Origin of the sequence: Blautia massiliensis (ex Durand et al. 2017), assembly GCF_051861785.1 — a bacterium.
Lineage (GTDB): Bacteria > Bacillota > Clostridia > Lachnospirales > Lachnospiraceae > Blautia_A > Blautia_A luti_A.
Genome location: NZ_CP146725.1, coordinates 237537 through 261698, shown reverse-complemented (window position 1 = coordinate 261698; position 24162 = coordinate 237537). Strand labels below are relative to the sequence as shown.

Below are 24162 nucleotides of genomic sequence, written 5' to 3'. Positions count from 1 at the left end.
AGATTCTAAATGGATGTTATAATTACAATGGCGGGGTTGGGAAGCCGTTTTCGGAAAGCGGGATATAATTGCCCCAAGTATATGATTGAAGCTAAAGGTAAGACACTGTTTGACTGGTCAATGGATAGCTTGGTTGGCTATAATAAGAACGTTGACAGATATGTGTTTGTTGTCAGAGCAGAGGATCACGCAGAGGAATTTATTAAGAAGCATTGTGCTACATATGGAATTCATGATGTGAAAATTGTTGAATTGAACCATATGACAGATGGACAGGCAACGACTTGTATGCTGGCAATTCCATATTGCGACGAGAATTCGTCTATTATGGTATATAATATTGATACTTATGTGGAACCTAATGAAATGAAATATGAGGATATTTCAGGAGATGGGCATATTCCTTGTTTCCATGCTGAAGGTGAGCACTGGAGTTTTGCCAAACTTAATGATGATGGAAAAGTTGTAGAAGTACGAGAAAAGAAGCGTATCTCTGATAATTGTACATTGGGTGCTTATTATTTCTCATCCGCTAAATTGTATAAGGAACTCTATGAGGAGTATTACGCAGATGAGAGTCATTTAGAGAAAAACGAGAAGTATATTGCTCCTCTTTACAATTTTATGATTGAAAAAGGCATGCCTGTAACGATTAGCATTGTTGATGCAAAGAAGGTTCATGTTTTGGGAACCCCAGAAGAATTGCAAGTTTTTTTACAGGAGAACTAAGATGCTGGAAAAAGTAATTAGAGGAATCAAGCGACGATTAAAGGAAGCTAGAAGAGGATCACAGCTTATTTGTTCAGATCTTCTTCAAAATTGGCTTGCAGCTGGAGTGGCGTGTCCGATTAAACTTAGATCCATTTTGTATCGGCTGGCTGGAAATAAAATTGGAAAAAACTGTTATCTTTCTCCAAGAATCTTTCTCGGTCCTGGACCAGGAAAATTGTCCGTTGGGGGGGGACATTCATTAATTATAATTGCTGGTTTGATTTAGGAGACGACATTGAAATCGGTGAAAATTGTAATATCGCAATGAATGTTCATTTTATTAATGGAACACATGAAATTGGCGATGAAAATAGACGTGCGGCGCAAGGGATTACAAAATGTATTGTAGTTGGTGCTGGTTCTTGGATTGGTGCAGATACAATAATAATGCCTGGAGTAACTATTGGAAAAGGTGTAGTTGTTGGGACAGGTTCTCTTGTAACAACTGATCTTGAAGATAATGCCATTTATTTTGGAAGACCAGCACGTCTCTATAAAAAGTTATAATATAACAATGAAGAAATGAGGATGGGTGGATGCAACACACAGTAGAAACAATAAAAAATAAGTATTTGGGAATGTCCAAACCTGTTAAAGCAGCATTTTGGTTTACCGTGTGTAGCTTCTTACAGCGTGGTATTAGCATGATAGCGACCCCTATATTTACGCGGTTGCTTTCAACAGAAAATTATGGCTTATATAGTACATATCTTTCGTGGGAAACTGTATTGATGATGCTTGTTACACTTAGTCTTTATAAAGCTATGATGAACTTGTACGTCAAATACGAGAACCAAGAGATGGTGTTATCAGCAGTATGTGGATTAGAGTTGGTGTTGTCTTTAACATGGCTGGTTATTGGAATTAGTTTTAGAAATTTGGTTGCAGAATGGTTGGGATTATCACCTCAACTTGTCTGCTGTCTTTTTGCTAGTTTTATTTTTCAGGCAGCTGTTCAATGCTGGTCATTGTATAAAAGATATATCTATGATTATAAAACACTTGTGGCGGTTACACTGCTGTCTACAGTTGGATCAACCTTGTTTGGAGTTGTTGCAGTAGTTTTTGTTAGTCCTACGGCAGAAGCGAGAGTTCTTTCAAATACAATTGTAATGGCACTGATAGGAATCGCATTGTATTATTCAGTGTTTAAAAAAGGAAAAAAATTCTATGACAAGAGAATCTGGCTGTTTTCATTAGGGTTTTGTATTCCACTGATGCCACACTATCTGTCGGAATTCGTTTTACAAAGTTCCGATAAAATTATGATTAACTACTTATGTGGTCCAAGTGATGTGGCGCTATATAGTATTGCGTATTCAGCGGGAAGTTTGATAAACCTTATCACAAATGCCATTAACTCTACTTTCGCACCATACCAATATCAGAAATTAAAATCTGGCGAATATAAAGTTATGGCTAAGAGAGCGGATCAGGTGCTATTTTTTGTCGCTGCAATGCTGGCCGTCATTATGCTCTTTAGCAGAGAGATTGTATTGATATTTGGCGGAATGAAGTATATTGAAAGCGTTGATGTGATTATTCCGATTTGTATCGGCGTTTACTTTAACTATATGTTCCAACTGTTTGCAAGAGTACAGGAATACTATGAAAGAAAATTAACGGTCGTTATTCCATCAATCTTGTGCGCTTTGCTTAATTTGATTTTGAATTATATTTTCATAAAGCTTTGTGGATATCAAGCAGCAGCTTATACTACTTTCTTTTGCTATGCATTATTTTGCTTTATTCATTATTTGTTCTACAAAAAGGTGTGTACAGAAATTTTAAACGGTACGCAGCTATACGATGTCAAAGGACTTCTTGCAATCTCAGTAGGTGTAGTGGGTTCGGGGGTTGTAATTACATTTATTAACAAGTTGCTATGGCTGAAGTATACTATTCTGATCGTAGCCTTTATTGCACTCATCATTAATAGAAAGCGTGTTTTTGAGGCGGTAAAATCTGTTCTTGGAAAGTAAGAGGAAGTAAAATGAAAATAGTTATTATGGCCGGAGGGCGAGGAACTCGTATATCTGAATTGTTTCCTAATATTCCGAAGCCTTTGATTCAAATCGAAGGTGTTCCAGTTCTTGAACGAGAGATTGTCTCGTTGAGAGATCAGGGATTTAAAGATATCATTATGACAGTTTCCCATATGGGAGACAAAATCATGAACCATTTTGGAGATGGTTCTAAACTTGGGGTGTCGATTCAGTACTACAACGAAGTTACGCCGCTTGGAAACGCCGGCGCACTTTTTAAGCTGCGAGAGCAATTAGGAGATGAACCGTTCCTGCTTTTGAATGCAGATGCCGTTTTTGATGTTGATTTTAACCGAATGGTCAGATTTCATCAGGAACATGGCGGATTAGTGACGCTGTTCACTCATCCTAATAACCATCCTTACGATAGTGGACTCATCATAGCGGAAAAGGATATGTCGGTTCGATCTTGGTTGGCAAAGGAAGATGTTTGCCCGACATATTATAAAAATAGAGTCAATGCGGGACTGCATGTGATTGATCCTAAAGTCCTTGATATGGTGGCAATTGATACAGATAAAATTGGCACTGTGGACAAGACGACAGGGAAGACCGTAAAAGTTGATCTGGATCGTCAGCTTCTGAAACCGCTGGCTGGATCTGGCAAGATGTTCTGCTATGATTCTCCAGAGTATGTAAAGGATATGGGAACGCCAGAGCGCTTCCATCAGGTAGAAGAGGATTTCAAAGCAGGAAGAGTATCGGCTAAAAATCTATCAAACAAGCAGAAAGCTGTGTTCCTCGATAGGGATGGTACGATCAACAAATATGTTGGGTTCCTTAGAAACATTAATGACTTTGAGTTGATTGATGGCGTGGCAGAGGCAATCAAGAAAATCAATGCGTCCGGTCATCTTGCAATTGTAGTCACAAATCAGCCTGTTATTGCTAGAGGAGAGGTGACGTTCCAAGAACTGGAAGAGATCCATAATAAGATGGAAACAGAACTCGGCTTGCAGGGAGCTTACCTTGATGCAATCTATTATTGCCCTCATCATCCACACAAGGGATATGAAGGTGAAGTACCAGAATTGAAGATTGAATGCGATTGTCGTAAACCGAAGCCGGGAATGTTGCTAAAGGCGGCGGATGATTATAATATCGATTTGAGCCAGAGCTATATGATTGGTGATGGTGAGAACGATATCAAAGCTGGATTAGCGGCCGGATGCAAAGCAATTCTGGTTAATGGAGCCGGAACAGATGCTAAGAACGAAGATTTTGGACAAGCTGACACACTGTCTTCTGTACTAGAGTTCGTAGACAAGTATTTGCAGTGAAGATAGCCTAGAATGATTTTTGGGGTTTAATTAAATTGCGAGTACATATAGGAGAGAGTTATGAAAACAACATTACTTATCATGGCAGCCGGAATCGGCAGCCGTTTCGGAACAGGAATTAAGCAGTTGGAGCCGGTGGATGATGCTGGACATATCATTATGGACTACTCAATCCATGATGCGATTGAAGCTGGCTTCAACCATGTAGTATTTATCATCCGTAAGGATATCGAGAAGGAGTTTAAAGAGGTCATCGGTGATCGCATTGCCTCCATTTGCTCTTCTCATAATGTAACTGTTGACTATGCTTTCCAAGATATCAATGATATCCCGGGAGCTTTGCCAGAAGGCCGGACAAAGCCGTGGGGAACCGGTCAGGCTGTGCTTGCAGCGAAGAAGGTCATCAAGACTCCGTTTATCGTCATCAATGCAGACGATTACTACGGCAAGGAAGGTTTCAAAGCCGTACATGAATATCTGGTGAATGGTGGCAAGTCCTGCATGGCAGGCTTTGTGCTGAAGAATACGCTGTCTGATAACGGTGGCGTGACTCGTGGCATCTGCAAGATGGATGATCAGAACAATTTGACTGAGGTTGTGGAAACCAAGAACATTGTAAAGACCGCAACTGGAGCAGAAGCAGACGGCGTGGCTGTGGATGTAAATTCTCTGGTTTCCATGAACATGTGGGGTTTGACTCCGGATTTCTTGGATGTGTTAGAGAAAGGTTTCAAAGAGTTCTTCAAGAAAGAAGTGCCGGGTAATCCTCTGAAAGCTGAGTATCTGATTCCTATCTTCATCGGTGAACTGCTGGAGCAGGGAAAGATGAACGTAAAGGTTCTGAAGACCAACGATACCTGGTACGGCATGACCTATCACGAAGATGTCGCAGCTGTAAAGGACAGCTTCAAGAAAATGCTGGAGAATGGTGTGTATAAAGCCGACCTGTTCAGTGATTTGTAAACAACGATGAAAGAAACGATTGATTTACTTGGAAAGATCATCACAAACATCTTGACTGCTCTCTATGAGCCATTTGGATTTTCACTCCTGCTTTCCTTCCTAGCTATGTTTTTCTACCTGTATGCGTATGAGCCAATACATGCGGGCAAAGGATGGAAGAGTGCCATAGTGACCTGGTATCAGAAATTCAAAGAGAGTGTATTTTTTCGGAAACTGTTTCTATTGGCCTTTGTGACCTCACTTATTCTGTTCCGAACCCTGTTAAACCGTCAGCTGTGGATGAATCCTTTATCCGATGTTATGGGCGGTTGGGGCATCTGGGAGACAGTGAATGGTGAACAGCAATTGACCACCGAGTGCATCGAGAACGTAATCCTGATGGTGCCGTTTTCAGCAGTAGTTATGTGGACATTTCAGGAGAAAGTGGGCAGAAGCTGGAAGAAGATCCTGTGGCAAAGCGGTAAGATAGCATTTATCTTTTCTGTAAGTATTGAGATGCTGCAATTATTGCTTCGCTTGGGTACGTTCCAACTATCGGACATTTTCTATAACACAGGCGGCGGAGTGCTAGGCGGATTGATGTATTGTGCGGTGATGAAGGTAAGAAAGCGTCTGTAAAACTGGCTGAAATTGTGATATACTGGGAGCGGTAGCTCCCTACGCTGCTCGAATGAATCACACACCTCTCCGTGGTGAGCAGCAGGCAACGATCTATTATGATCGGCGAAGATGTGATAGATTTTTATGTTAAATTGAAAGAAGATGAATATATGTTATCGCCAGAGTTGAAAAAACTTTTAAATGACCTCCAGGCAGGAGAATCAAATATAAGAATTGATCGAGAAAAAATCCAAGCTGAACTTGAGGCTCTCGATAATACACCCGTATTTCTGAAGCATAGCCTTTCAATGTCAACGAGAGTGTGCCCTACTTGTGGGAGGGAGCTATGATGGATTATAGAGAATTAAGAAAACTAAAAGCTCAGCTAATAGAAAAAGAAAATAAAACAGAGGACGAACTTCATTTATTGATGGAACTTCAGTCGTTAAGTAAAGTAATTGATACAATCGGATTTTCCTTACAGATGTCGGGAGATATGTGTAAAACCTGTGGGAGACCGTTATAATGGAAGGACACTTTCTTGTATGTGAAAATGCAGAAGAGGAATTTGATATCAGTTTCCAAGTTAATTCAACTATGGATAGTGTTATTCCAAAGGATCAACAAGAACTGTATGTAAAAGCAGAATCTGCCTGCAATATCATTAAAGCATTAGAAAACACGGATAAACAAACTAAGAAAAAGTATTTTGATAAGCTACTTTCCTTGTCTCAGGTTGGACTTGTGGCAAATCCGGCACAGACAGAAACAGCAGAATTTGCATTAATGAAGTTGAAAGATGAAATAGTTCTTGTAGAAGGAAAACGTATCAAGAACCACTATATGAAATATTTAGGGATAGATGCCTTAATTATTGGCGCAATAGCAAGTATAGTGCTAGGAATATGTTTCTATTTTACAAGATGGATAGGATGTATTTCAGTATTATGTATTATAATTGGTGCCTTAACAGGAACATGGGTTTCATTTGGTGCAAGAAAATTTGAAATAGAATTTGAGGATCTTGCTTCATTGGAAAAAGACAAAATGACGCCAGTTATCCGTCTGATTTATATTGCAGTTGCTTCGTTGATTTTTGCACTATTAATGAATGTTGGTCTTATAGATGTAAAAATTGGAAATGTAGATATTTCCAAGGCTTTTACAGATATCAAGCCTGCACTTGTAATTGGCGTTTTATGCGGTTTGGTTGAAAGTAAGATTGGAATACAGGTTTACAATAAGGCGGTTTCCCTATTGGTAGATAATAGTGAACAATAATAGTATATTGCCCTCACCCCAACACAGTGCTGTACTTAAACAACTATAAAAGGAAAGAGGTTATCACCTATGCCCAGAACAAAAGGCAGCAAAAACCGTCCCAAAACTACCCATACCGACTACGCATCTCAGATCGCGGAGAAGCAGGAATCTATCACTTCCCTGACTGCTGAGATTTCATCCATCACCGCAAACATTGACACTTTGAAGGCTGATCTGAAAGAGAAGAAGACTGCTCTGAAGAAGGCCGAAAAAGAAGTGGCATCCCTGGAAGCGAAGAAAGCAAAGGCAGATGCTAAGGCCGCTGAAGAAGCTAAGAAGGCTGAAGCCGAGAGTGTGGTTAAGAGATTATTAGCCAGCGGTATGAGTGCGGACGAGATTCTCGAAAAACTGAAATAAAACCATAAAACTATAAAACACACACGACCGTGTGGGAAAGGAAAGAATAAAATGGAAGAAATCGTAAAGTTCTTAAAAGAAGCTGAAACATATTACTTGGCAACGGTCGAAGGCGACCAGCCGAGAGTGCGCCCATTTGGCACGGCACATATTTTTGAAGGCAAGCTGTACATCCAGACTGGCAAGAAGAAGGATGTTTCCAAGCAGCTGCATGCTAATCCGAAAGCAGAGCTGTGTGCATTCAAGGGTGGCGAGTGGATTCGTGTTGCCGGTGAACTGGTAGAGGATGACCGGATTGAGGCGAGAGAATCTATGCTGGATGCCTATCCGAGTTTGAAGAAGATGTATGCCGCAGATGATGGCAACACTGAGGTGTTCTACTTCAAGAATGGTGTGGCTACCATTAGTTCTTTCACCCATGAGCCGAAAGTGATCAAGTTTTGATGATATGCCGTGTGGACAAACTGAACTTCAGGAGTTCATACGGTATTTTTTGAAGGCCTCTGTATAGTTTATAACGAAAATAAAAGAAGAACAAAATTTAAAGAAATGGAGCGTGAGAAAATGAACTTATCTAAAATACACCACATCGCAATCATCGTATCTGACTACGAAGCCGCAAAAGATTTCTATGTGAACAAGTTGGGATTCTCTGTCATCAGAGAAAACTACCGCCCGGAGCGCAAGGACTGGAAGCTGGATCTTCGTGTTAACGAACACACAGAGCTGGAGATTTTTGCAGAAGAAAACCCGCCGAAGCGTGTGAACCGCCCGGAGGCCTGTGGCCTACGTCACCTTGCGTTCTGCGTTGATAGCGTGGAACAGGCGGTGAATGAGCTGGCAGAGGTCGGGATTGAATGCGAGCCAATCCGCGTGGATGATTACACCGGCAAGAAGATGACTTTCTTCCACGACCCGGATGGTTTGCCATTGGAGTTGCATGAATAAAGATGGAAGAGAAAAGAAATAAAGTGCGCAAGCCCGGCGGCGGCCGGAAGAAGCTGAAGCCGGAATATGATGCTGGGAAGAATCTGAAAGAGCAGATGGAAAGTGCTGTGGCGCTTTATGATTCTAAGATGTCCTTGCAGGCCATCGGCGAAGAACTGGGATTAAATCCAATCAAAGTACGGAAGCTGCTCATCACGGCCGATGTGTATGAATCTGAAGTGGCGGAGAAGGTGCAAGCTACCTTTCAAGAATACAGTGAAACACAAGACTACAAAACCGCCATCCTCTCAACCGCAAATGATCTTCAACTCTCCAAAGCCTCCGTTACCTCGTACCTGCCTTATAAAAAAGGCGTATACTTCCCAAATACAGCAGAAAAAGAGAAGATCAGTGTTGGAGCAGAGCGGCAGCGGAGATACAGAGCAATGAAGCGGTGGAGGACTAATCCGACAGAAGAGAACTTCTGGGGAGTGGTTCTGGCTTATGCTGGTGTGAAATTCAAAACCTACTCTGGCTTACCATTCTCTTACGAAATTCAAAAAGGTAGGAATGGCGAGTACACAAAAGAGCTGTGGATCGACCGCCGGGAGAAGAGTAAAAGTCTAGCGTGGAGTTCAGTGCTGCTGGCGCTGAAGAATATTAAAGGAGAAGTGGTAGACCGCCCGAAAGCTCTGGGCGATATCCGGGGAGTGACTTACATCTACGGAATGTTCTATCGGTTCGGATTGATCGATGTGCCGGATGAAGTGAAGGAGAAGATGGGGCATCCGAAAGACCGCAAAAAATAGGTTGCTATGTGCAAAAGTCTACGGTAAGATGTGCCGTAACTGAGGATGTGAATCTCAGTTGGGAAGGATGGTAGCATTATAGAAAAATTGAAGGAAATGCTGGAGGAGTATTTGAAGAAAACAGAGCCGGAGTATTACCCGCCAGTGGAGAATCTGCTGGATCTGATCTACGAGCATTACACGGAGAACAACCCAGTAGAGAAAAACACAGTTGCCGGGAAAGCAGCAAAGGCCAAGGAAAAGGAACTTGAAGAGTGGCTGCGTGGCTTGGAAGGAATGGATAAGCTCGTAGATGACTATGTCGGCGATAAGATCCCACTCTGGGAAAAGATTATGGACCGGCAGGGGACGGTGTGCTGCACATGGGAGAAGACCGCTTTTGAGGAAGGTCTGAAAGTCGGAATACGACTCATGATGGAAGTATATAGTTTGTGACGGAAATAAAATGATCTCCCGAAGTTCAAAAAAGCCCTCGCTTGTTACGGCGAGGGCGTGTGTTCTTATTTTTCAGGCTTTTCAGCTTTTTTCTTCTTCGGTGCAATTTTGTGACCGGAGTAGATTGCCATACCCATGCAGACCAGAGAGCCGCAAGCGAAATACTTGTGAGCTTGCATCAGCTTTTTGCAGCCCGTGTAGAAGCATCCTGCCATGCAGGCAAGTGCGCCAAGTGACCAATATTTATGTGCTTTCATTTTATGTGTCCTCCTTATCTTCTTTCTGTATTTTGAGCAATTCCTCGATTTCCGTTTTACTCGCCGGCCGTACTGCCTTTTTATTATCGTGTGCTATCGCTCCGCAGTCGGGGCATCGATCCGGCAGTTTCTCAGCAGAGAAGCAGTAGCGGCAGGAATCGCAAAAGTAGTAGTTCAAGTCATATTCACCCCAATCTCTAATATATCCTCGAATGCAATAATGGTCGGCAGCTCTTTTCCGGTATCATTTATAAATCCTGTGTAAATTCGTAGTTCTTTGTTTATCACATCCACAGCATCCAATACTCCGGCTACATTCTCATAGTAGCCGTCCGTGAAATATTTTATTGTGATCTCTTGACCTTTCCAAAGCTGGCTGATCGTTTGGTTCAGAGCTTGCTTGCCTTCTTCAGACAGCTCGATTCTGTTTCCTTTGAGATGATCTCTGCCTTCAGAAGCAATCTCATCCTCATAGCCTCGCAAGGCGGCAAACGGAGAGAAGATTTTAGCACGATTGGACATCGGCATCCGGGGATAATTATGTGGCGGTTCTGGGCGGGAAGCATGGAGTATTTTGCAATACTTACTTTGGACGGATCTGCCTTCCGGTGTGTTCTTGTAGTCCATGTTCTCCCTCCTTACTTGGCCTTGTGGCCGCCTATCTGCTGATTTCTATCTCTCATCGTTGCGCCATCCAGATAGTTGGTTCCTTTCAGAATGGCGTTCTTGCCGAACTTCTTCTTGAGTCCCAGCATCGCATTCTGCAGCTTTTTCTCTTTTTCCAGCTTGGTTGTGTCCGTGAACAGATCGACTTGGAAGAAGCCTTCGTCTTTAACCACACGGTTGGCTGCGATTGTGATTCTTCTTACCGTCAGTGTTTTATCAGCTATGCTCTCGAACAGCTCAGTCGTGGCAGAGATCAGGATGCTTCCGAGGTTGGTTGGATTATCCAGTTTTGTGCTGCCATGAGCACCTTTCGGAACAGTGCGGCCGTAGTGGTCAATGTGTACCGGACCTCTGTACTTGCCGCTGTCACAGTTTTCACGGTCATAGCCCACATCCAGTGTCAGGCTGTCCGTAACCAGACCTTTGTCCGTCAACTGTAATACTAAGCTGTCAGCCATCTCCATGACAATGATTCTGGCTTTGTCATATGGGTAAGGGCAGGAGAGAACCTGTCCCTCGGAGATACTGTTGGTGCTGGGTTTGTAGGCTTTGATTTCTTTCATACCGCAGGGTTCCAGCCCCCAAGCATGATCAATCAGCAGTTCGGCGTCAACACCGAATTCCTTATATAAGATATCCTGATTGACGGTGCTGAAATAGGCCAGCTCGCCCATTGTATGGATGCCATGCTTCTCTAGTCGCTTGACGGTACCGGGGCCAGTCATCCAGAAGTCTGTGAGAGGCTTGTGATCCCAGAGAAGATAGCGAAAGCTCTCTTCATCCAGTTTAGCGATGCGGACTCCGTCCTTGTCAGGCGCAGCATGTTTGGCAGTGATGTCCATTGCCAGCTTCGCCAGATATAGATTGGTACCAATCCCGGCGGTGGCAGTGATGCCGGTCGTATAAAGCACTTCCCGGATCATTGTCATGGCAAGGTCGTGTGCTGTCATATTATAGTGGGACAGGTACGAGGTGGCATCGATAAATACCTCGTCAATGGAATATACCACGATGTCCTCTGGCGCGATGTATTTCAGATAGATGCCGTAAATCTGCCGCGACACCTTTTCATAATACGCCATCCGAGGCGGTGCAACAAGGTAAGAGAGTTCGAGTGACGGGTCGGCGGCAAGGGATAAGGAATCATAGGAGGCAGAGGAGAAGGATGGTTTACCGTCCTTATACACAGCTTTTCTTAATCGTACCGCTTCCCTTAACCGATTCGCATTGACCTCCTTGACCTTCTGCACGACTTCAAACAGTCTGGCGCGACCCGGAATGCCATAGGTTTTCAAGGAAGGAGACACAGCGAGACAGATAGTTTTCTCAGTGCGGGAGGAATCTGCTACGACCAGATTTGTAGTAAGCGGGTCGAGGTGTCGAGCGGCGCATTCTGCACTCGCATAATAGCTTTTAAGATCTATCGCAAGATATGTGCGTTGCATCGTGCAATTTCCTCCTTTCTGACTGTGTTCTCATAATAATGCTTTTAATGTCCGGTTCTCTCGACAAACCATCGGCCTAATCGTCCGTTGAAGCGTGAGTTGAGGTGTTCAAAGAACAGCTGCTTTTCCTGCCCTTGGATGAGCACAGTAAAGCAGTCACCGGAGTAACCGTTATCGGCAGTCCCGGCAGGACGGAAGTCGCGCACTGTTTCGATTGGGAAGGTACGTCCATCCGACCATGTGATCGATGTCGGCTGCATATAGCCTGTAGAATCAAAGTCGGAGGATACCTTTACATAGACTCGTTCTTTTGTCATAAGCAGTCACCTCCATGTTTAATCGTAGCTTTTAGAGCAATTCTTCATGGAATCTTTCAGAAAGTTGCTCTTAAGCTCCGGCACAGCAGGAAGCTGGTACCCTTTTGCGGTAAGAATGTTCAGTTTAAAATCAACAAAGTTTTTTTCGATTCCAGCCACCTGTGCGATCTCCTCAAGGGTGGCGAATCCTGTATGCGTGTATTGAAAGTCCTGCAGAAGCTCGTGATATTTCAAGGCACGGTATGTGCTGGAGCAGTGGGGTGGCAGAGAAGCCTCCATCTGAAGTCTGTCGGCATTAAATTCATAGAAGCCGATTGGTTTTAGTACATCATCATCTGACAACAGCAGTTCAGCAGCAAACGTATTCGCCCTGCGCTCTGCTTTTGCATTGCTGAGACTATAAAAATATGTATCCTGGAAAGCCTGACCGGATGCCGCATGTTTCCGGTCGAAGATGGCGTGCCCAAGTTCGTGAGCCAGTGCGGATCTGCGTTGTTGCTTTGAGCAGTTTGGATTGATACCGATGTATTCGCAATTTAGAAGAACCGTGTAAAACCCAAGGAGCTCTTCGCAGAACCGGATGTCTTTAATCTTAATGGCGCGCTGGGCAATGATAGCTTCCGGATCATTGCTCTTGTATCGGCGGCTTACAGCGTCGGCGGCAGTAATAGCAAAGTTGTCCAACGGCGACTCCTTTCCTCTGCAATTCAATTACAGATATTTTTTAGGAGTAAACTTTTTTGCCTCTTCTTTTGCGTCAAGGAAGAGGGCTTCCATTTCCTTAATGAAATTAGCCTGATCTTCTTCGGACAGCTCGCCGCCAGCAAAAAGGGCAGAGGTCTGTTCTTTTATTTTCTTTGCCTGCGCTACACCGCGGGAGCCATACTTCTTACGGACATCAGCGTAGAATTGATCATCGCTGAGTTCCTTCTGGAAGGTGGCATCGTCCATAAAGTAGTCGGTCGTGACACCAAGAGCAGCGGCAATCTTCTGGATTGCGTCCACGCTTGGTTCGCGCTCGCCGGCTTCGATATAGCGGATGGCACGATCAGACATGGATGCTCGTCTGGAGAGTTCGGCCATGCTCATACCTTGTGCGGTTCGCAGAGCTTTGATTTTTTCGCCGTTGGTCGCATTCGGTGTAAGTGCAGTGGCTGCTTCAGCCCGGACATCCTGAGTGTCTAGTAAGTTCGTATCTTTTTTCATGTCATGCCTCCATACTCCGGGGTCAGACCCCATAAAGAAAAAATATAAACATCGAAAGATACCAGTAAAAAAATAGCAAAGTAATTATAGAAAACACAATTTATTATGTCGAACTTTGTCGATAGAAGAAAAGTGAAATTGGAGATAAAAAGTAGTACAATAGTAGTAATGTTAAAGAACAACATAGAGATTTAGGTAACAGATAAATGAGATACTTTGTTAAACAAATGCTGGGGCAGACTCTATTAAAATTTGTTTAAAATAATTTTGTATATATAATATAAAGGATGGGATAGAGTGCTAAGATATTGGAAGGAAATAAAAAATGAAAAGCTAAATTTTGAACCATTATATGCTAATATTTCAGATAAGATTTTAAAGCATCGTATTAAAAGCATGGGTGAATGGTATATAGAATATGCTTGTAAAAATAAATTTAAATTTTATATGTTTAGTTTTATTTCTATCATAGCACCATTAATTGTGATGGTTTTTAATGCGTTTGATGGAAATCAATACAATATAAAATTAGTTACAATGATGTGTTCAGTAATAAGTTCTTTTTCAAGCTTATATCTTGCACTTACCAGATGTTTGGAAAAATGGAAAATTTATCGTGATGCAATAGAGAACCTCAAGAGTATTTTGGCTTTATATTGGGAAAATTTTAGTGATGATGATTTAAAAAGTTTGAGTAATAAGATTGAGAAATTAAAAAAAAACAGAATATACAAAATGGTCTAATACATATGATTTTTTGGTAGAATTTGGAAGAATAGTTCAAGATAAGGAGACAGTGAATCAGGAAGAAGCATCAGAAGACAAATAACCACTGGAGTGTATTTCATATTGTGGTCAAAGGGCATTGGGGTGATCAGGGCATTGGGGTCAGACTCCATAAAGAAAAAATAAACATTTCTAAAGAAATTATAAACAAAACAAGGAGAGCGGTAGCTCCCTACGCTGCTCGAATGAATCACACACCTCTCCGTGGTGAGCAGCAGGCAACGGTCTTATGACTGGCTGAGATGTGAAGGACTAAAAAATGAAATGGAAATGTAAAAAAGTGGAAGAGAAATTGGAGTGATAGGCATGAGAAAACAAGTTTACATCAGTGCCGATTATTCGAAAACTGACGGTGATAAAGATGTGGTTGATGAACTAAATAAATGGGGAAATGATGATTACCACAGAGTTGATTTTGTTGACATGTCACAAGTGGCATCTGGAAGTGTATCGAAAGAACCCGATTGCCGTATATGTGATTTGAAAGCTGAATTCAACAGTCAGATTAACGCATCTTCGGCTGTGATTTTTGTTGTCGGAAACATGACACGCTATAGGACTGCTGGGCAATCTTGTGGTAGAGTGGGTAAAACAACTCAGTGGGAGGCTTATTGTACACCATATAAGCAAAATACGAATGGAACTAAATTGTGTAAATATGTAAGTACAGTTCCAACAACGGGGAACAATGTTGGTAGTATAAATAATTATTCTTATCTGAGGCATGAATTTGAACAGGCCGTAAGACAAAAGAAAAATGTAATTATTCTTTATAACTCGACGAGATATGAAAACGAATGGCTTCCATCGTATATGAGTGACTATAAGAACGTTGCCAGACCATTTTGGATAACTAATTACTGGGGACAAAGAGTAGGAGATTATTCATACATAAAAGAGGCATTGGGATTTTGATAAAATTATTTTGTAAAAGCGCAACATGGGCATTTGGAATTATCTCGGTAATATTTGCATTTGTTCCGGAATCTTTCTTTCATACAATAAGATGGATTCCGGCGCAAGCTGTCCAAAAGAGTTTGACCGATAAAGGAATTACAGATGTTGAACTTGACACTATAATTTCAAGAATTGTTTGCTATGCTGTTGTTTGGGTTATAGTGACATTGATTTATGCTGTTAGGCATTCGGTAACAATCAAAGGCGATAATTATACGATTAAGGTCAAATATGGCAATTTGCTTAAGGAAACAAATTGTAAGAGAGTAATTAATTTTGATGAGTGCTATACGACACATATTGGACCCAATCCAAGTGATATCAAGGCTTCATCAATTTGTGGTCAGTATATTCAAAGTGTGGGAGGAAGTCTCAATATTCGAAATCTTATTGATAATGCAGAGGTAAAACCAAAGGAAAGTGTTTCGAGATTTAATAATTCGCGAAGCTATAAGCCAGGCAGCATCATTGTGAATGGGAATGCGTTGCTGTTGGCTTTTGCAACGTTAAATGAGGCAGGACGTGCGAAATTCTTTACTCAAGATGAATATATTGAGTGTTTATACGAAATGTGGAAGCAGATTGAGTTGCATTGTAGTCAGACGGATGTTTGCGTTCCAATACTTGGTTCAGGACTGACGCTATTTGAAGGTGAATCCTTATCACAGCAAGAGTTGTTGAACATAATGATCTGGTCGTACAAGCTGAGTCCACATAAAATTAAAGCTCCGTATAAGCTTCGGATAATATGCAAAAAGATCGATGGATTCTCATTGAATGAGATTGATGCCTAAACGGGTTTGAAGGAAGCCAGAACATGCTTAAAGTAATCAGGAAAAGGGAGGCAGCAATATGGACCAAGAATTCTTCAATCCACAATCCTCGTCCGTGACCTCCTCCCGAATCCTGTGAAGTACCGGGGTCAGACCCCATAAAAAAATCAGTAAAGTAATCAAATTATGGAGGAATTCATTATGCATCACGATTTAGATATTCACCCAATTCCGGAGAAAGTTCTTTATATCAATGATCTTTCAATTGCAGATACTGCTTTTGGTTACGAGACGAAAAAACAACATCAAAAGGCAATCACTGGTAAAATTCACGCTAATGGAGGCATTCTAGCTGATGATAATGTCCGTATTTACATACCATTGGATTTAAATGCCGACCAGATATTGAGCAGACTGCAACAGATTTATCGAGTTATGGGTAATCCGAATGATATGAATGAAATGGAGTTTTCTTGCGAAGTAGGCAAGATTATCTCACAACTTGAAATATATGATCAGGTGTGGGTGGCACGAGATATAAAAAATGCGGTAAGAATTGAAGAACGTCTTCATAGCACCAAAGGAATAGAACTGACAAAAAAGATCATCAATGTTTTGATGGAAGATGAAGGTTGTGCAGAGTGTTTTCCATATGATGTTGTAGATGAGTTAAAGGCGGAATTTGGAATATAATGTAAAATGTTTCACATGCCGATATTGCAGACGAATTAGGTGAATGGGAAGTGGGTGACTTATTATAGAACGAATGATCCTGCTTTAGTAGGGTGGCCGTGGTAAATAATTGAATTGCCTGTTTCTTGACATGTGAATACGAGGCAGGTGTAATGAAGTTTTTTTGATTTATATCAGGAAGAAGGGCGCATATGAGGATATTTATTGCAAGTTCCGGAGAACGCTTAAATATGGCAATTGAGGTTGGAAGTTGGCTGGAAAGTATGAATGTAGAGCCTGTATTGTGGAATGAACCGGAGGTTTTTCCTCTGGGTGCTTATACATGGGATGCTCTTATAGACTTGAGTAAGAATGTAGATGCAGCAGTATTTATATTTGGAGAAGATGATAAAATTTGGTTCAGAGGGGAAGGCACAATGACAGTACGTGATAATGTACTGTTGGAATATGGATTGTTTTCAGGAAAACTGTCAAAGGTTAATACTATTTTTCTATGCGAGGGCAGACCAAAACTTGCGAGTGATCTCGAGGGAATCACATGGGGAGATGTAGGAAAGAAAAACAGCGCAAAAATTAAGCTGAAAAATTGGATAAATTCTATCCGGACAAACAACCAGAAAAAAGTCGAAGGATTTAAGATTACGGACTTAAATGATGCGTTTCAGATAACTTTGAAAAACCAAAAGATTAAAAAATTAAGAATCTTTGCAATTTCAACATTTAAATCCGTACAGATGTTTCGGTTAATAAACGATATTTCTATTAACCATGCAGAAATTTTGCTTCGAGAATATGATAATAAGAATGATGAATATTACGATCAATCAATGGAAGGTGCTATTGATAATGCAATTCTGAATTGGAAACATATGATTGAAAATGACCATAAAATTAACAAGCTTGATATTTTTCGTTTTAATTATCATCCGGATGAAGGGTATTACATTTTTGATGACAAATATCTGATATTAGGAAATTTAAAATATGAAATGGAGAAGAAAGAGTATACTTTTAGCAAAAATGTAATGCTTATTGATAACCAGACAGAGACTGGGCGTACATGGATCAAAGAGTACATTGAGCGATTTGAAGATACAAAAAAGAATCATGAGACATCAGTTATGCAATATTGTGACACTGAATCTTAATACAACATGCAATTTACATTGTAAATGGTGTTATAATCAGGAAAAACAACACAAGTTATTAAAGTTTGAGCTGTTTGTAAAGTTTTATGATGATATCATTAAAAATAATGTGACATCTATGACTTTGATTGGTGGAGAACCGACAATACATCCACAGTTTGTGGAGATATTAAGAAAATTAGAAAAGCAGGAAGTTCACTTATTTACTAATGCAATCAGATTTTCAGAGAAAAAATTCTGCGAAGATGTGTGCAAGCAAAAAAATTTAAAAGATATCACAATATCTATAAAGGGATTTAATGAAAAATCATTTAAGGAATTTTCGGATGAAATATCATTTGTTGAATTTTGCAGTGCAATCGAAAATTTGAACGAAAAAGGGACATTTATCAGAGTTAATTATAATTGTACTGAAAACTTAAGTCAGTCTATGGTATCCGATTTTGTGTATTTTCTGAGATATTATGGGTTACATGAGATTGTTTTACATGATATCAGACCATATATTACAGAATCTGGTGAAGTTATAAAGGAACATTCTATGGAGCCGTTACAGCTTATAGCACAGGAACTGGAGAAAGTAGGAATTGTTCCTTATATACGTTTAAACCAGCCGTTTTGTCGTTACAATCCGACCTTTTTGAAACAATTTTTGGATTCAAAAAGAGTAATGGCTACATGTGCTGTGAAGAAACAACAGGGAATTTTTGTCGATCCTGATTTAAATATTATTTTGTGCAATGAATTACGGCACATAATAATGGGAGGTTACCAGAGGGACTTTTGGGATTACAAGAGCATGCTCGATGTTTATAACAAGCAGGATACCGTTAGGCTGTATAATAAGCTGGAAGGATGCCCTATGAAGAAATGCGTAAAATGTGATATGTGGGAAAAGTGTGGCGGTAGCTGCATATTGCATTGGTTATAAAAATAATCTGTCAAGGGAGAAACGAAAGTGAAACGAGAATTAAAGGGAAAAATAGAAAAATTAGTTGTTTACGAAACGGAAAGAGAATATCAGGGAACTTTTATAGACAGCAATTTCGTATCGGGAGACTGTGGTGCAGGTGGTCCGGGAAGAGTGAAAGAAAAGAGTAAAGGGTCCAAACTGCTGTATTGTGGAGACTGTGGCCCTACCAGTCATTAGAAATGAGTTCTCGATAGACAGCTGCAGATAGATTTGCTTTACGGAAAAATGGTGAATGTAGCCTGAGTAATAATCTTAGTGAAAATTTCTTTATGGGGTGTGACCCCATAAAGAATTTCGTAGACGGGAAGTGGACAGTTATTATATTTGGAGTTAAGATATGAATACGACAGTCAATACCTTAGCTTGAAGTACTCCGGGGTCATTGGGGTCAGACCCCATAAAGAATATATCAGGAAGGTTAGCTGCCATAGAGGGATGGGTACACACAAGGCCAGTAAAGCGGAAATCAATGACGTTTTATTTCGTATACCCTTTAACCACTATTTCAGTACCTGATACATTGAAATGCTCATAGCTGTGGCTTATTCACTGAGATATGAAAGGTTGAAAAACCTTGAATTTTCAATAAAAAACACTTGATTATATGAGGAAGAATTGCTTATGCTGGCAGGTGAAAAAATCAAAAATTCTAATGAACTAGAATTTGCTGTATTTTGCATTGAAAATGTAGCGGCAAAATTAAATGTAAATGCAGAACGTGTCTATCAGGCATTTACAGAAAAAAGCGATATTCTGAATAGCTATATAGTTCCGGAATATGAGATTCTGCATACACAGAGTCGGGAATATATCGTAAATGATCTCCTTGAGGTAATGAAAGAAAGAGGGGTAGAAGTATGATTCTTTATCATGGCTCTTTTTTAGAGATTGTACGGCCAGATTTGACAAATTACGATATTGTTGCAGGAGGCGTTGCCAACGATAAGGTATTCAATACAGTAGAATTGTTTTTCGATGGATTAATTGATAAAAAAGAAGCCATCAATCGCCTGCGCTATGAAAAGCCAAATTTGCAAATTTGTTTTCGTACGGAAAAAGCGTTATCTTTTCTGCATTTTGAGGGGAGTGAAAAATTATGACAGCAAATCCGATTTTGCTTCAAAAGAAATACTGTCGTATCATTGAATGCTTTGCAAAACAACAGGGTCTTTCTCTAGATGAAGCGTTGAACTTTTTTTATCATTCTGAGGTTTATCAACTGATTCGAGATGGTGTATCGGATATGCATTGTATGAGTGATGCGTATTTGGCAGATGAACTGGAACAAGAATACAGTGGCGGTGTAAGAAGATATTTGTAATGTATGGTATAGTATTAGTAAAAGTGGGAGGATTCTGTATATTTAAAAGAAAAAATTTCTTTAAAATTCATATAAAAATTCTGATTTTCCAGCTATTCGAGGAAAAAGTTTAATGTCGGTGGATAGTCTTTCATATACATGTTATGTTTTATCTAGTGACTTAATTAGTGAAACACCAACTTGAGTGGAATGGTTTTCGGTGTTCCCCACTGTGGAGCGAGAGGAAGCAATAATATCAGTGGGTATGACAAGATGAAGAATATCTGGAAGGAAATGAAGAAACGGATCGTTGGTAATTATTGAAAAGCAATACAGAAGTGGGTGATGATAAATGAAATCTTCAGATATGCAACAGGAATCTCCCCATGAGAGATGTATATTTTGTGGGAAAAGTAAAGAAAAATTTGACAAGAATAATGATTGGTCAGAGGAACATATTATTCCGAACGCTCTTGGAAATGAATCACTGAAGATATATAATGTCTGCAAAAAATGTAATAGTGGATTGGGAACATATGTTGACAATTATTTTGTTAATCATATGTTTCTTAAAATCATAAGAGAGAATCTTGGATTAAAAGGGCAAAACGGAAAAATTCCTAATGCTTTTAGAGAGGGAAAAGATAAAGACGGAAATCGTATCAGAGTAGATGAGAATTATCAACCGACAATTGTTCCACGCATTGAGCGCCATGGAAATACTGAGAGAATTGTAGCATCTTCCAAAGCGGAAATTAAAAAAATGCTTCAGAAAAAATTGATCAGAATGGATAAATCTGAGCAGGAGATAACGGATATTCTGAATAAAGTTGACCAAACGAAAAGTCTTTTCTCACAACCGGAAATTCATTATGATATAACGATAGAGTTTCATCGCTTTTTTTTGGAAGCATTAAAAATTGCTTTTGAATATGCAATATATAAATTTGGAAGCGACTATTTAAAAGACAGCCGAGCTATAGAAATTCAGCAGTATCTTAAGAATGCTATTGATGGAAAAATGAAAAAAGAATGTGTGGGACTTTCAGGAGTTTCATTTATTCAGGACGAAGTACTAAAGGAAGCATTGAAAAAGATAAAGTGGAATTGTCATATGATTACTTCCTATTAGGAACACTGTAAATACAAGGCTTTTCGGAGCCTGCAAACCAGAAAAAATAATATTTGATCTATCACATTACGCAAAAAGCCGTCCGGCATGAGAAACGGGCGGCTTTTTGCGTGGATAGACGGAAAGGAGGCACAAAAATAACTACAAAATTTTAGCGCTCTAATTTGTGCAACTTTAACGAAAAGGAGGATCGTAAATGGCCGATGAAAAACTGAATACTGGCCCTGCGGAGAATATTTCCCTGGAGGCCGCCGAGCCTATCGCCACACCCGAACAGGCCGCAGCATCTGAACCCCAGCAGGAACAGACCGAGCCTGCCATACCTGAGCCCGGCGATGTGGTTGTGTCCTTTGACAAAATCAATGAGCTTATGGCAGAAAAGAGACAGAACGCCCGCGCCGAAGTCGAAAAGGCAGAAAACCCCGAAGCGCCGGAGGCGGCAGCCCCCGGAGAAACACCGCAGCCCGCCAATACGGAGGAACCGAAAAAGCCGCGCCGTGGCCGTCCGCCGAAAGCAGAAAAGGCCGCGACTGAAAATCAAAAATCGGAGAAATCGGCTGAGGCCCGCAAGGGCCGCCCACCCAAGGCGGATAAGACGGCCCCTGACAAGCCCAAGCCGTCCAAACGAGACAAAGTGTCCCGAAGTGACGGAAAGGCCCCGGATGCCAAGGAGCCCATTAAGCCCGCACAGGATACGGCACCGAAGGAAACTGCTACTGCGGAACAGACGGCTCCCGAGCCGACCACACCGCCCCGCCCGGTTGAGGAAGGCAAGCTGGTTTATCTGAAACTTTCCGAGGTTCATCCGTTTCACACATTCCGCCCGCACCCCTTTAAGGTACGGGACGATGCGAAGATGCAGGAAATCGTTGCTTCTATCCGCGTAAACGGTGTAATGGTTCCCGGTCTTGCCCGCCCGGAGAAAGACGGAAACGGCTATGAAATTGTAGCGGGCCATCGCCGTACCCACGGCAGTGAACTGGCGGGGCTGGAGGAAATGCCCTTTATTGTCCGTGAAATGACCGACCACGAAGCGGTGCAGGCCATGAAGGACAGCAACAAGCAGCGTGACGGGATGCTCCCCAGTGAATTGGCCGCGCTGCTGGAACTTGAGGTTGAGGACATTAAGCATCAGGGCGGGCGGCTGAAAGGCGTTGCGGAAGGCGATGTTGGAAAACGCTCGGTTGAGATTGTGGGCGAGGCGCATGAGATGAACTATAAAAAGGTCATGCGCTACTTGCGGCTCAACTCTCTTGTGACGGAGCTTCTGGATAAGGTAGACGATAAAAAGATGGGCTTTATGCCTGCCGTGGAACTGTCCTACATCAAACCGAAAAATCAGAGGCTTATTGCTGTTTCCATTGACGGGGAGCAGGCTTCGCCCTCGCTGGCCCAAGCTAAACGGCTCCGGGAGCTGGATAAGGAAGGCAAGCTCAACGGCGATGTCATTGACGGCATCTTATCAGAACAGAAAAAGGAGGATCGAGGCGTGATTATTTCTACTGCGGAACTGGAAAAGTATTTTGGCAAGGAGGTAACTCCCGCCAAAATGAAAGAACAGATTATGTCTCTGCTGGATGACTGGAAAGAAAAACAGCCGCCGGAGCTGGCAAAAGCCCCGAAAAAGCAGGAACTTGACAAGTAACAACTTCGAGACACTTTGTCCCGAGGGCCCCGCCCTCGCGCAGAAGCTCTGGTGGTATATATCCCCCGTCGCCGCCTGTTTTTTAGTACAGCCGGGAGTGGGCCGTCAAGGGTGCAGCGCACCGCCGTTTTCGGCGGCTCGCCCTTGACGGTCTGCCCCGGCTGTGCTATTTCCCCGGCAAGCGGCGGGGGTATATCCTCCAGAGCCGCCCCCTTTCCCAAGACTGGGAAAGGGCGTGGGGTTTGGGTTGAACTTTCTTATTAAAATATCGGAGGTATGAACGATGAAACGACCCCTTGCTTATATCACCGCTGCATGGCTCGGCGGCGATAGCGAAAACGCAGAACTGGCGGCGCAGTATTGCCGCACCGTGTATGAGGCAGGCTTTTCTCCTATTTGCCCGCCCCTGTACTTGCCCCTGTTTCTCAATGATGCTGTTCCCGAGGAGCATAAAAGCGGCATCGACATGAGCCGTGACTTGCTCCGCCGTTCTCATGTGCTGGTTGTCTGCGGGCACAGTATGACCGAAGCCATGAAAAATGACATCGCCGTGGCCCAGCGGCTGGGAATTACGGCAACAACCCTTGAGGGCATCCTGACCGTCAAGGGACAGGGCCGCCGCTGATGGCGACCCTGTTTGAAGCCTACGTTACCAACGCGGGGAAGTACAGCGAGGGCCAGCTTGTGGGTGAAACACTGAAATTTCCCACAACCGCCCAGGAGGTGGAGGCTCTCTTGAAACGGATCGGCGTGGATGGCGTCCGCTATCAGGAAATTTTTATTACCTCTTTCGATGGGGATGTGCTGGGGCTCTATGACCATTTGAGCGAGTATGAAAATCTGGATGAGCTTAATCATCTGGCCTGCCTGCTTTCCGAGCTTACCTCATCGGAGCTGGAAACACTGGAGGCCGTCCTCGACAGCGGCGATCACTGTTCTTCGGTGCGGGACATCATCAATCTGACACAAAATCTGGACTGTTACGGCTTTTACCCCGGCGTATCCGATGAGGAAACGCTGGGGCGTATTTATGTGGACGATCTGGAAATGTTGGATGTGCCGGATCAGGTAAAACCGTATTTCGATTATGAGGCGTATGGCCGGGATGCCTGCATCCACGAAAACAGCCATTTTGCCCCGGGCGGCTATGTTGTCAAAGAAAGCGATCATTTCGTGGAAGTGTATCACGGCTTGCAGGATATTCCCAAGGAGCATAAGGTGTTCTCTTTCCCGAAGCTCTCTATCCGGGAGCAAATGGCCGCTTATCAGGAAATCATAGACGGTTCTTCTTTGGAGGGCTACCGTCAAATGCAGAAAAAAGACCGTGGGGATCGGTGATGGCACTTCGAGACAA

36 protein-coding genes are annotated in these 24162 nt (G+C 42.1%); 30 read left to right on the top strand and 6 right to left on the bottom strand.

Features of this window, described 5'->3' with window-relative positions; translation table 11 throughout:
• Nucleotides 1–9: 9 nt before the first annotated feature.
• The 15 genes from V9W66_RS01485 (at nt 10) to V9W66_RS01415 (ending at nt 9510) form a co-directional block, all read left to right on the top strand.
• Nucleotides 10–729: a glycosyltransferase family 2 protein gene (locus V9W66_RS01485; protein WP_144094666.1), complete on the top strand. Its 720-nt coding sequence runs from the start codon at nt 10–12 to the stop codon at nt 727–729.
• 1 nt (nt 730) lies between these two features.
• Nucleotides 731–997, top strand: coding sequence for a hypothetical protein (locus V9W66_RS01480; RefSeq protein WP_144094664.1), 267 nt, complete (start codon nt 731–733; stop codon nt 995–997).
• 38 nt (nt 998–1035) lie between these two features.
• On the top strand, nt 1036–1278 hold the full coding sequence (locus V9W66_RS01475; RefSeq protein WP_144094662.1) for an acyltransferase: 243 nt from the start codon (nt 1036–1038) through the stop codon (nt 1276–1278).
• A gap of 29 nt (nt 1279–1307) precedes the next feature.
• Nucleotides 1308–2753: a lipopolysaccharide biosynthesis protein gene (locus V9W66_RS01470; protein ID WP_144094660.1), complete on the top strand. Its 1446-nt coding sequence runs from the start codon at nt 1308–1310 to the stop codon at nt 2751–2753.
• Between the two features lie 11 nt (nt 2754–2764).
• Nucleotides 2765–4096: a D-glycero-beta-D-manno-heptose 1,7-bisphosphate 7-phosphatase gene (gene gmhB / locus V9W66_RS01465; RefSeq protein ID WP_144094658.1), complete on the top strand. Its 1332-nt coding sequence runs from the start codon at nt 2765–2767 to the stop codon at nt 4094–4096.
• A 60-nt stretch (nt 4097–4156) separates the two neighbouring features.
• On the top strand, nt 4157–5059 hold the full coding sequence (locus V9W66_RS01460) for a sugar phosphate nucleotidyltransferase (protein ID WP_144094656.1): 903 nt from the start codon (nt 4157–4159) through the stop codon (nt 5057–5059).
• A 6-nt stretch (nt 5060–5065) separates the two neighbouring features.
• Nucleotides 5066–5677, top strand: a complete 612-nt coding sequence (locus V9W66_RS01455; protein WP_144094654.1) for a VanZ family protein — start codon at nt 5066–5068, stop codon at nt 5675–5677.
• Between the two features lie 98 nt (nt 5678–5775).
• The gene (locus tag V9W66_RS01450; RefSeq protein WP_144094652.1) at nt 5776–6009 is read left to right on the top strand and encodes a hypothetical protein; all 234 of its coding nucleotides are present in this window, start codon (nt 5776–5778) and stop codon (nt 6007–6009) included.
• Complete coding sequence (locus tag V9W66_RS01445) at nt 6006–6185, top strand: hypothetical protein (RefSeq protein ID WP_144094650.1); 180 nt, start codon at nt 6006–6008, stop codon at nt 6183–6185. Before V9W66_RS01450 ends, V9W66_RS01445 begins: the two co-directional genes overlap by 4 nt.
• Nucleotides 6185–6940 (top strand): hypothetical protein, encoded by a 756-nt coding sequence (locus tag V9W66_RS01440; RefSeq protein ID WP_144094648.1) that lies wholly within the window; start codon nt 6185–6187, stop codon nt 6938–6940. The genes V9W66_RS01445 and V9W66_RS01440 overlap by 1 nt, the downstream gene beginning before the upstream one ends.
• Before the next feature lie 69 nt (nt 6941–7009).
• Nucleotides 7010–7339 (top strand): hypothetical protein, encoded by a 330-nt coding sequence (locus tag V9W66_RS01435; protein ID WP_144094646.1) that lies wholly within the window; start codon nt 7010–7012, stop codon nt 7337–7339.
• A gap of 51 nt (nt 7340–7390) precedes the next feature.
• Nucleotides 7391–7783 carry a pyridoxamine 5'-phosphate oxidase family protein gene (locus V9W66_RS01430; RefSeq protein WP_118567312.1) on the top strand — a complete coding sequence of 131 codons (393 nt, stop codon included), beginning with the start codon at nt 7391–7393 and terminating at the stop codon, nt 7781–7783.
• A gap of 120 nt (nt 7784–7903) precedes the next feature.
• On the top strand, nt 7904–8287 hold the full coding sequence (gene gloA2, locus V9W66_RS01425) for an SMU1112c/YaeR family gloxylase I-like metalloprotein (protein WP_144094644.1): 384 nt from the start codon (nt 7904–7906) through the stop codon (nt 8285–8287).
• A gap of 2 nt (nt 8288–8289) precedes the next feature.
• A complete protein-coding gene (locus V9W66_RS01420; protein ID WP_243121783.1) occupies nt 8290–9075 on the top strand; it encodes a hypothetical protein in 786 nt (261 codons plus the stop codon).
• A 111-nt stretch (nt 9076–9186) separates the two neighbouring features.
• Complete coding sequence (locus tag V9W66_RS01415) at nt 9187–9510, top strand: hypothetical protein (protein ID WP_144094642.1); 324 nt, start codon at nt 9187–9189, stop codon at nt 9508–9510.
• 65 nt (nt 9511–9575) lie between these two features.
• On the opposite strand, the gene V9W66_RS01410 is transcribed toward V9W66_RS01415, so the two are convergent.
• The 6 genes from V9W66_RS01410 to V9W66_RS01385 all read right to left on the bottom strand — a co-directional run bounded on the left by V9W66_RS01410 (nt 9576) and on the right by V9W66_RS01385 (nt 13401).
• Complete coding sequence (locus tag V9W66_RS01410) at nt 9576–9767, bottom strand: DUF6219 family protein (RefSeq protein ID WP_055247149.1); 192 nt, start codon at nt 9765–9767, stop codon at nt 9576–9578.
• Nucleotides 9768–9941: 174 nt separating this feature from the next.
• Nucleotides 9942–10394, bottom strand: coding sequence for a YolD-like family protein (locus V9W66_RS01405; RefSeq protein ID WP_144094640.1), 453 nt, complete (start codon nt 10392–10394; stop codon nt 9942–9944).
• Between the two features lie 11 nt (nt 10395–10405).
• Complete coding sequence (locus V9W66_RS01400) at nt 10406–11878, bottom strand: DinB/UmuC family translesion DNA polymerase (protein ID WP_144094638.1); 1473 nt, start codon at nt 11876–11878, stop codon at nt 10406–10408.
• A gap of 44 nt (nt 11879–11922) precedes the next feature.
• Nucleotides 11923–12195 (bottom strand): hypothetical protein, encoded by a 273-nt coding sequence (locus V9W66_RS01395; RefSeq protein WP_144094636.1) that lies wholly within the window; start codon nt 12193–12195, stop codon nt 11923–11925.
• Nucleotides 12196–12213: 18 nt separating this feature from the next.
• Entirely contained in the window at nt 12214–12879 is a 666-nt protein-coding gene (locus tag V9W66_RS01390) for an ImmA/IrrE family metallo-endopeptidase (protein WP_158575712.1), read from the bottom strand.
• Between the two features lie 27 nt (nt 12880–12906).
• Nucleotides 12907–13401, bottom strand: coding sequence for a helix-turn-helix domain-containing protein (locus tag V9W66_RS01385; RefSeq protein ID WP_089984792.1), 495 nt, complete (start codon nt 13399–13401; stop codon nt 12907–12909).
• A gap of 297 nt (nt 13402–13698) precedes the next feature.
• Between V9W66_RS01385 and V9W66_RS01380 the strand changes: the two genes are divergently transcribed.
• From V9W66_RS01380 to V9W66_RS01310, 15 genes are all read left to right on the top strand, one after another.
• Nucleotides 13699–14145: a DUF4231 domain-containing protein gene (locus V9W66_RS01380; RefSeq protein WP_144094632.1), complete on the top strand. Its 447-nt coding sequence runs from the start codon at nt 13699–13701 to the stop codon at nt 14143–14145.
• A gap of 348 nt (nt 14146–14493) precedes the next feature.
• Nucleotides 14494–15102, top strand: a complete 609-nt coding sequence (locus tag V9W66_RS01375; RefSeq protein WP_144094630.1) for a hypothetical protein — start codon at nt 14494–14496, stop codon at nt 15100–15102.
• Nucleotides 15099–15938: a macro domain-containing protein gene (locus V9W66_RS01370; protein ID WP_144094628.1), complete on the top strand. Its 840-nt coding sequence runs from the start codon at nt 15099–15101 to the stop codon at nt 15936–15938. The genes V9W66_RS01375 and V9W66_RS01370 overlap by 4 nt, the downstream gene beginning before the upstream one ends.
• A gap of 180 nt (nt 15939–16118) precedes the next feature.
• The gene (locus tag V9W66_RS01365; protein ID WP_243121782.1) at nt 16119–16610 is read left to right on the top strand and encodes a hypothetical protein; all 492 of its coding nucleotides are present in this window, start codon (nt 16119–16121) and stop codon (nt 16608–16610) included.
• A gap of 191 nt (nt 16611–16801) precedes the next feature.
• Nucleotides 16802–17758 (top strand): nucleotide-binding protein, encoded by a 957-nt coding sequence (locus V9W66_RS01360; RefSeq protein WP_144094626.1) that lies wholly within the window; start codon nt 16802–16804, stop codon nt 17756–17758.
• A complete protein-coding gene (locus tag V9W66_RS01355; protein ID WP_144100313.1) occupies nt 17718–18689 on the top strand; it encodes a radical SAM protein in 972 nt (323 codons plus the stop codon). Before V9W66_RS01360 ends, V9W66_RS01355 begins: the two co-directional genes overlap by 41 nt.
• Nucleotides 18690–18716: 27 nt before the next feature.
• Complete coding sequence (locus tag V9W66_RS01350) at nt 18717–18908, top strand: hypothetical protein (RefSeq protein ID WP_008708292.1); 192 nt, start codon at nt 18717–18719, stop codon at nt 18906–18908.
• Between the two features lie 444 nt (nt 18909–19352).
• Nucleotides 19353–19592, top strand: coding sequence for a DUF3791 domain-containing protein (locus V9W66_RS01345; RefSeq protein WP_144092540.1), 240 nt, complete (start codon nt 19353–19355; stop codon nt 19590–19592).
• Nucleotides 19589–19831, top strand: a complete 243-nt coding sequence (locus V9W66_RS01340) for a DUF3990 domain-containing protein (protein ID WP_144092542.1) — start codon at nt 19589–19591, stop codon at nt 19829–19831. The genes V9W66_RS01345 and V9W66_RS01340 overlap by 4 nt, the downstream gene beginning before the upstream one ends.
• Nucleotides 19828–20052: a DUF3791 domain-containing protein gene (locus tag V9W66_RS01335; RefSeq protein WP_144092544.1), complete on the top strand. Its 225-nt coding sequence runs from the start codon at nt 19828–19830 to the stop codon at nt 20050–20052. Before V9W66_RS01340 ends, V9W66_RS01335 begins: the two co-directional genes overlap by 4 nt.
• 180 nt (nt 20053–20232) lie before the next feature.
• On the top strand, nt 20233–20355 hold the full coding sequence (locus V9W66_RS01330) for a hypothetical protein (protein WP_279231193.1): 123 nt from the start codon (nt 20233–20235) through the stop codon (nt 20353–20355).
• 28 nt (nt 20356–20383) lie between these two features.
• Nucleotides 20384–21163, top strand: coding sequence for an HNH endonuclease (locus tag V9W66_RS01325; protein WP_144092546.1), 780 nt, complete (start codon nt 20384–20386; stop codon nt 21161–21163).
• A 196-nt stretch (nt 21164–21359) separates the two neighbouring features.
• Nucleotides 21360–22808: a ParB/RepB/Spo0J family partition protein gene (locus V9W66_RS01320; RefSeq protein WP_144100315.1), complete on the top strand. Its 1449-nt coding sequence runs from the start codon at nt 21360–21362 to the stop codon at nt 22806–22808.
• 283 nt (nt 22809–23091) lie between these two features.
• Entirely contained in the window at nt 23092–23433 is a 342-nt protein-coding gene (locus V9W66_RS01315) for a DUF7768 domain-containing protein (protein WP_003020223.1), read from the top strand.
• Complete coding sequence (locus tag V9W66_RS01310; protein ID WP_144092550.1) at nt 23433–24146, top strand: antirestriction protein ArdA; 714 nt, start codon at nt 23433–23435, stop codon at nt 24144–24146. Before V9W66_RS01315 ends, V9W66_RS01310 begins: the two co-directional genes overlap by 1 nt.
• Nucleotides 24147–24162: the final 16 nt, after the last annotated feature.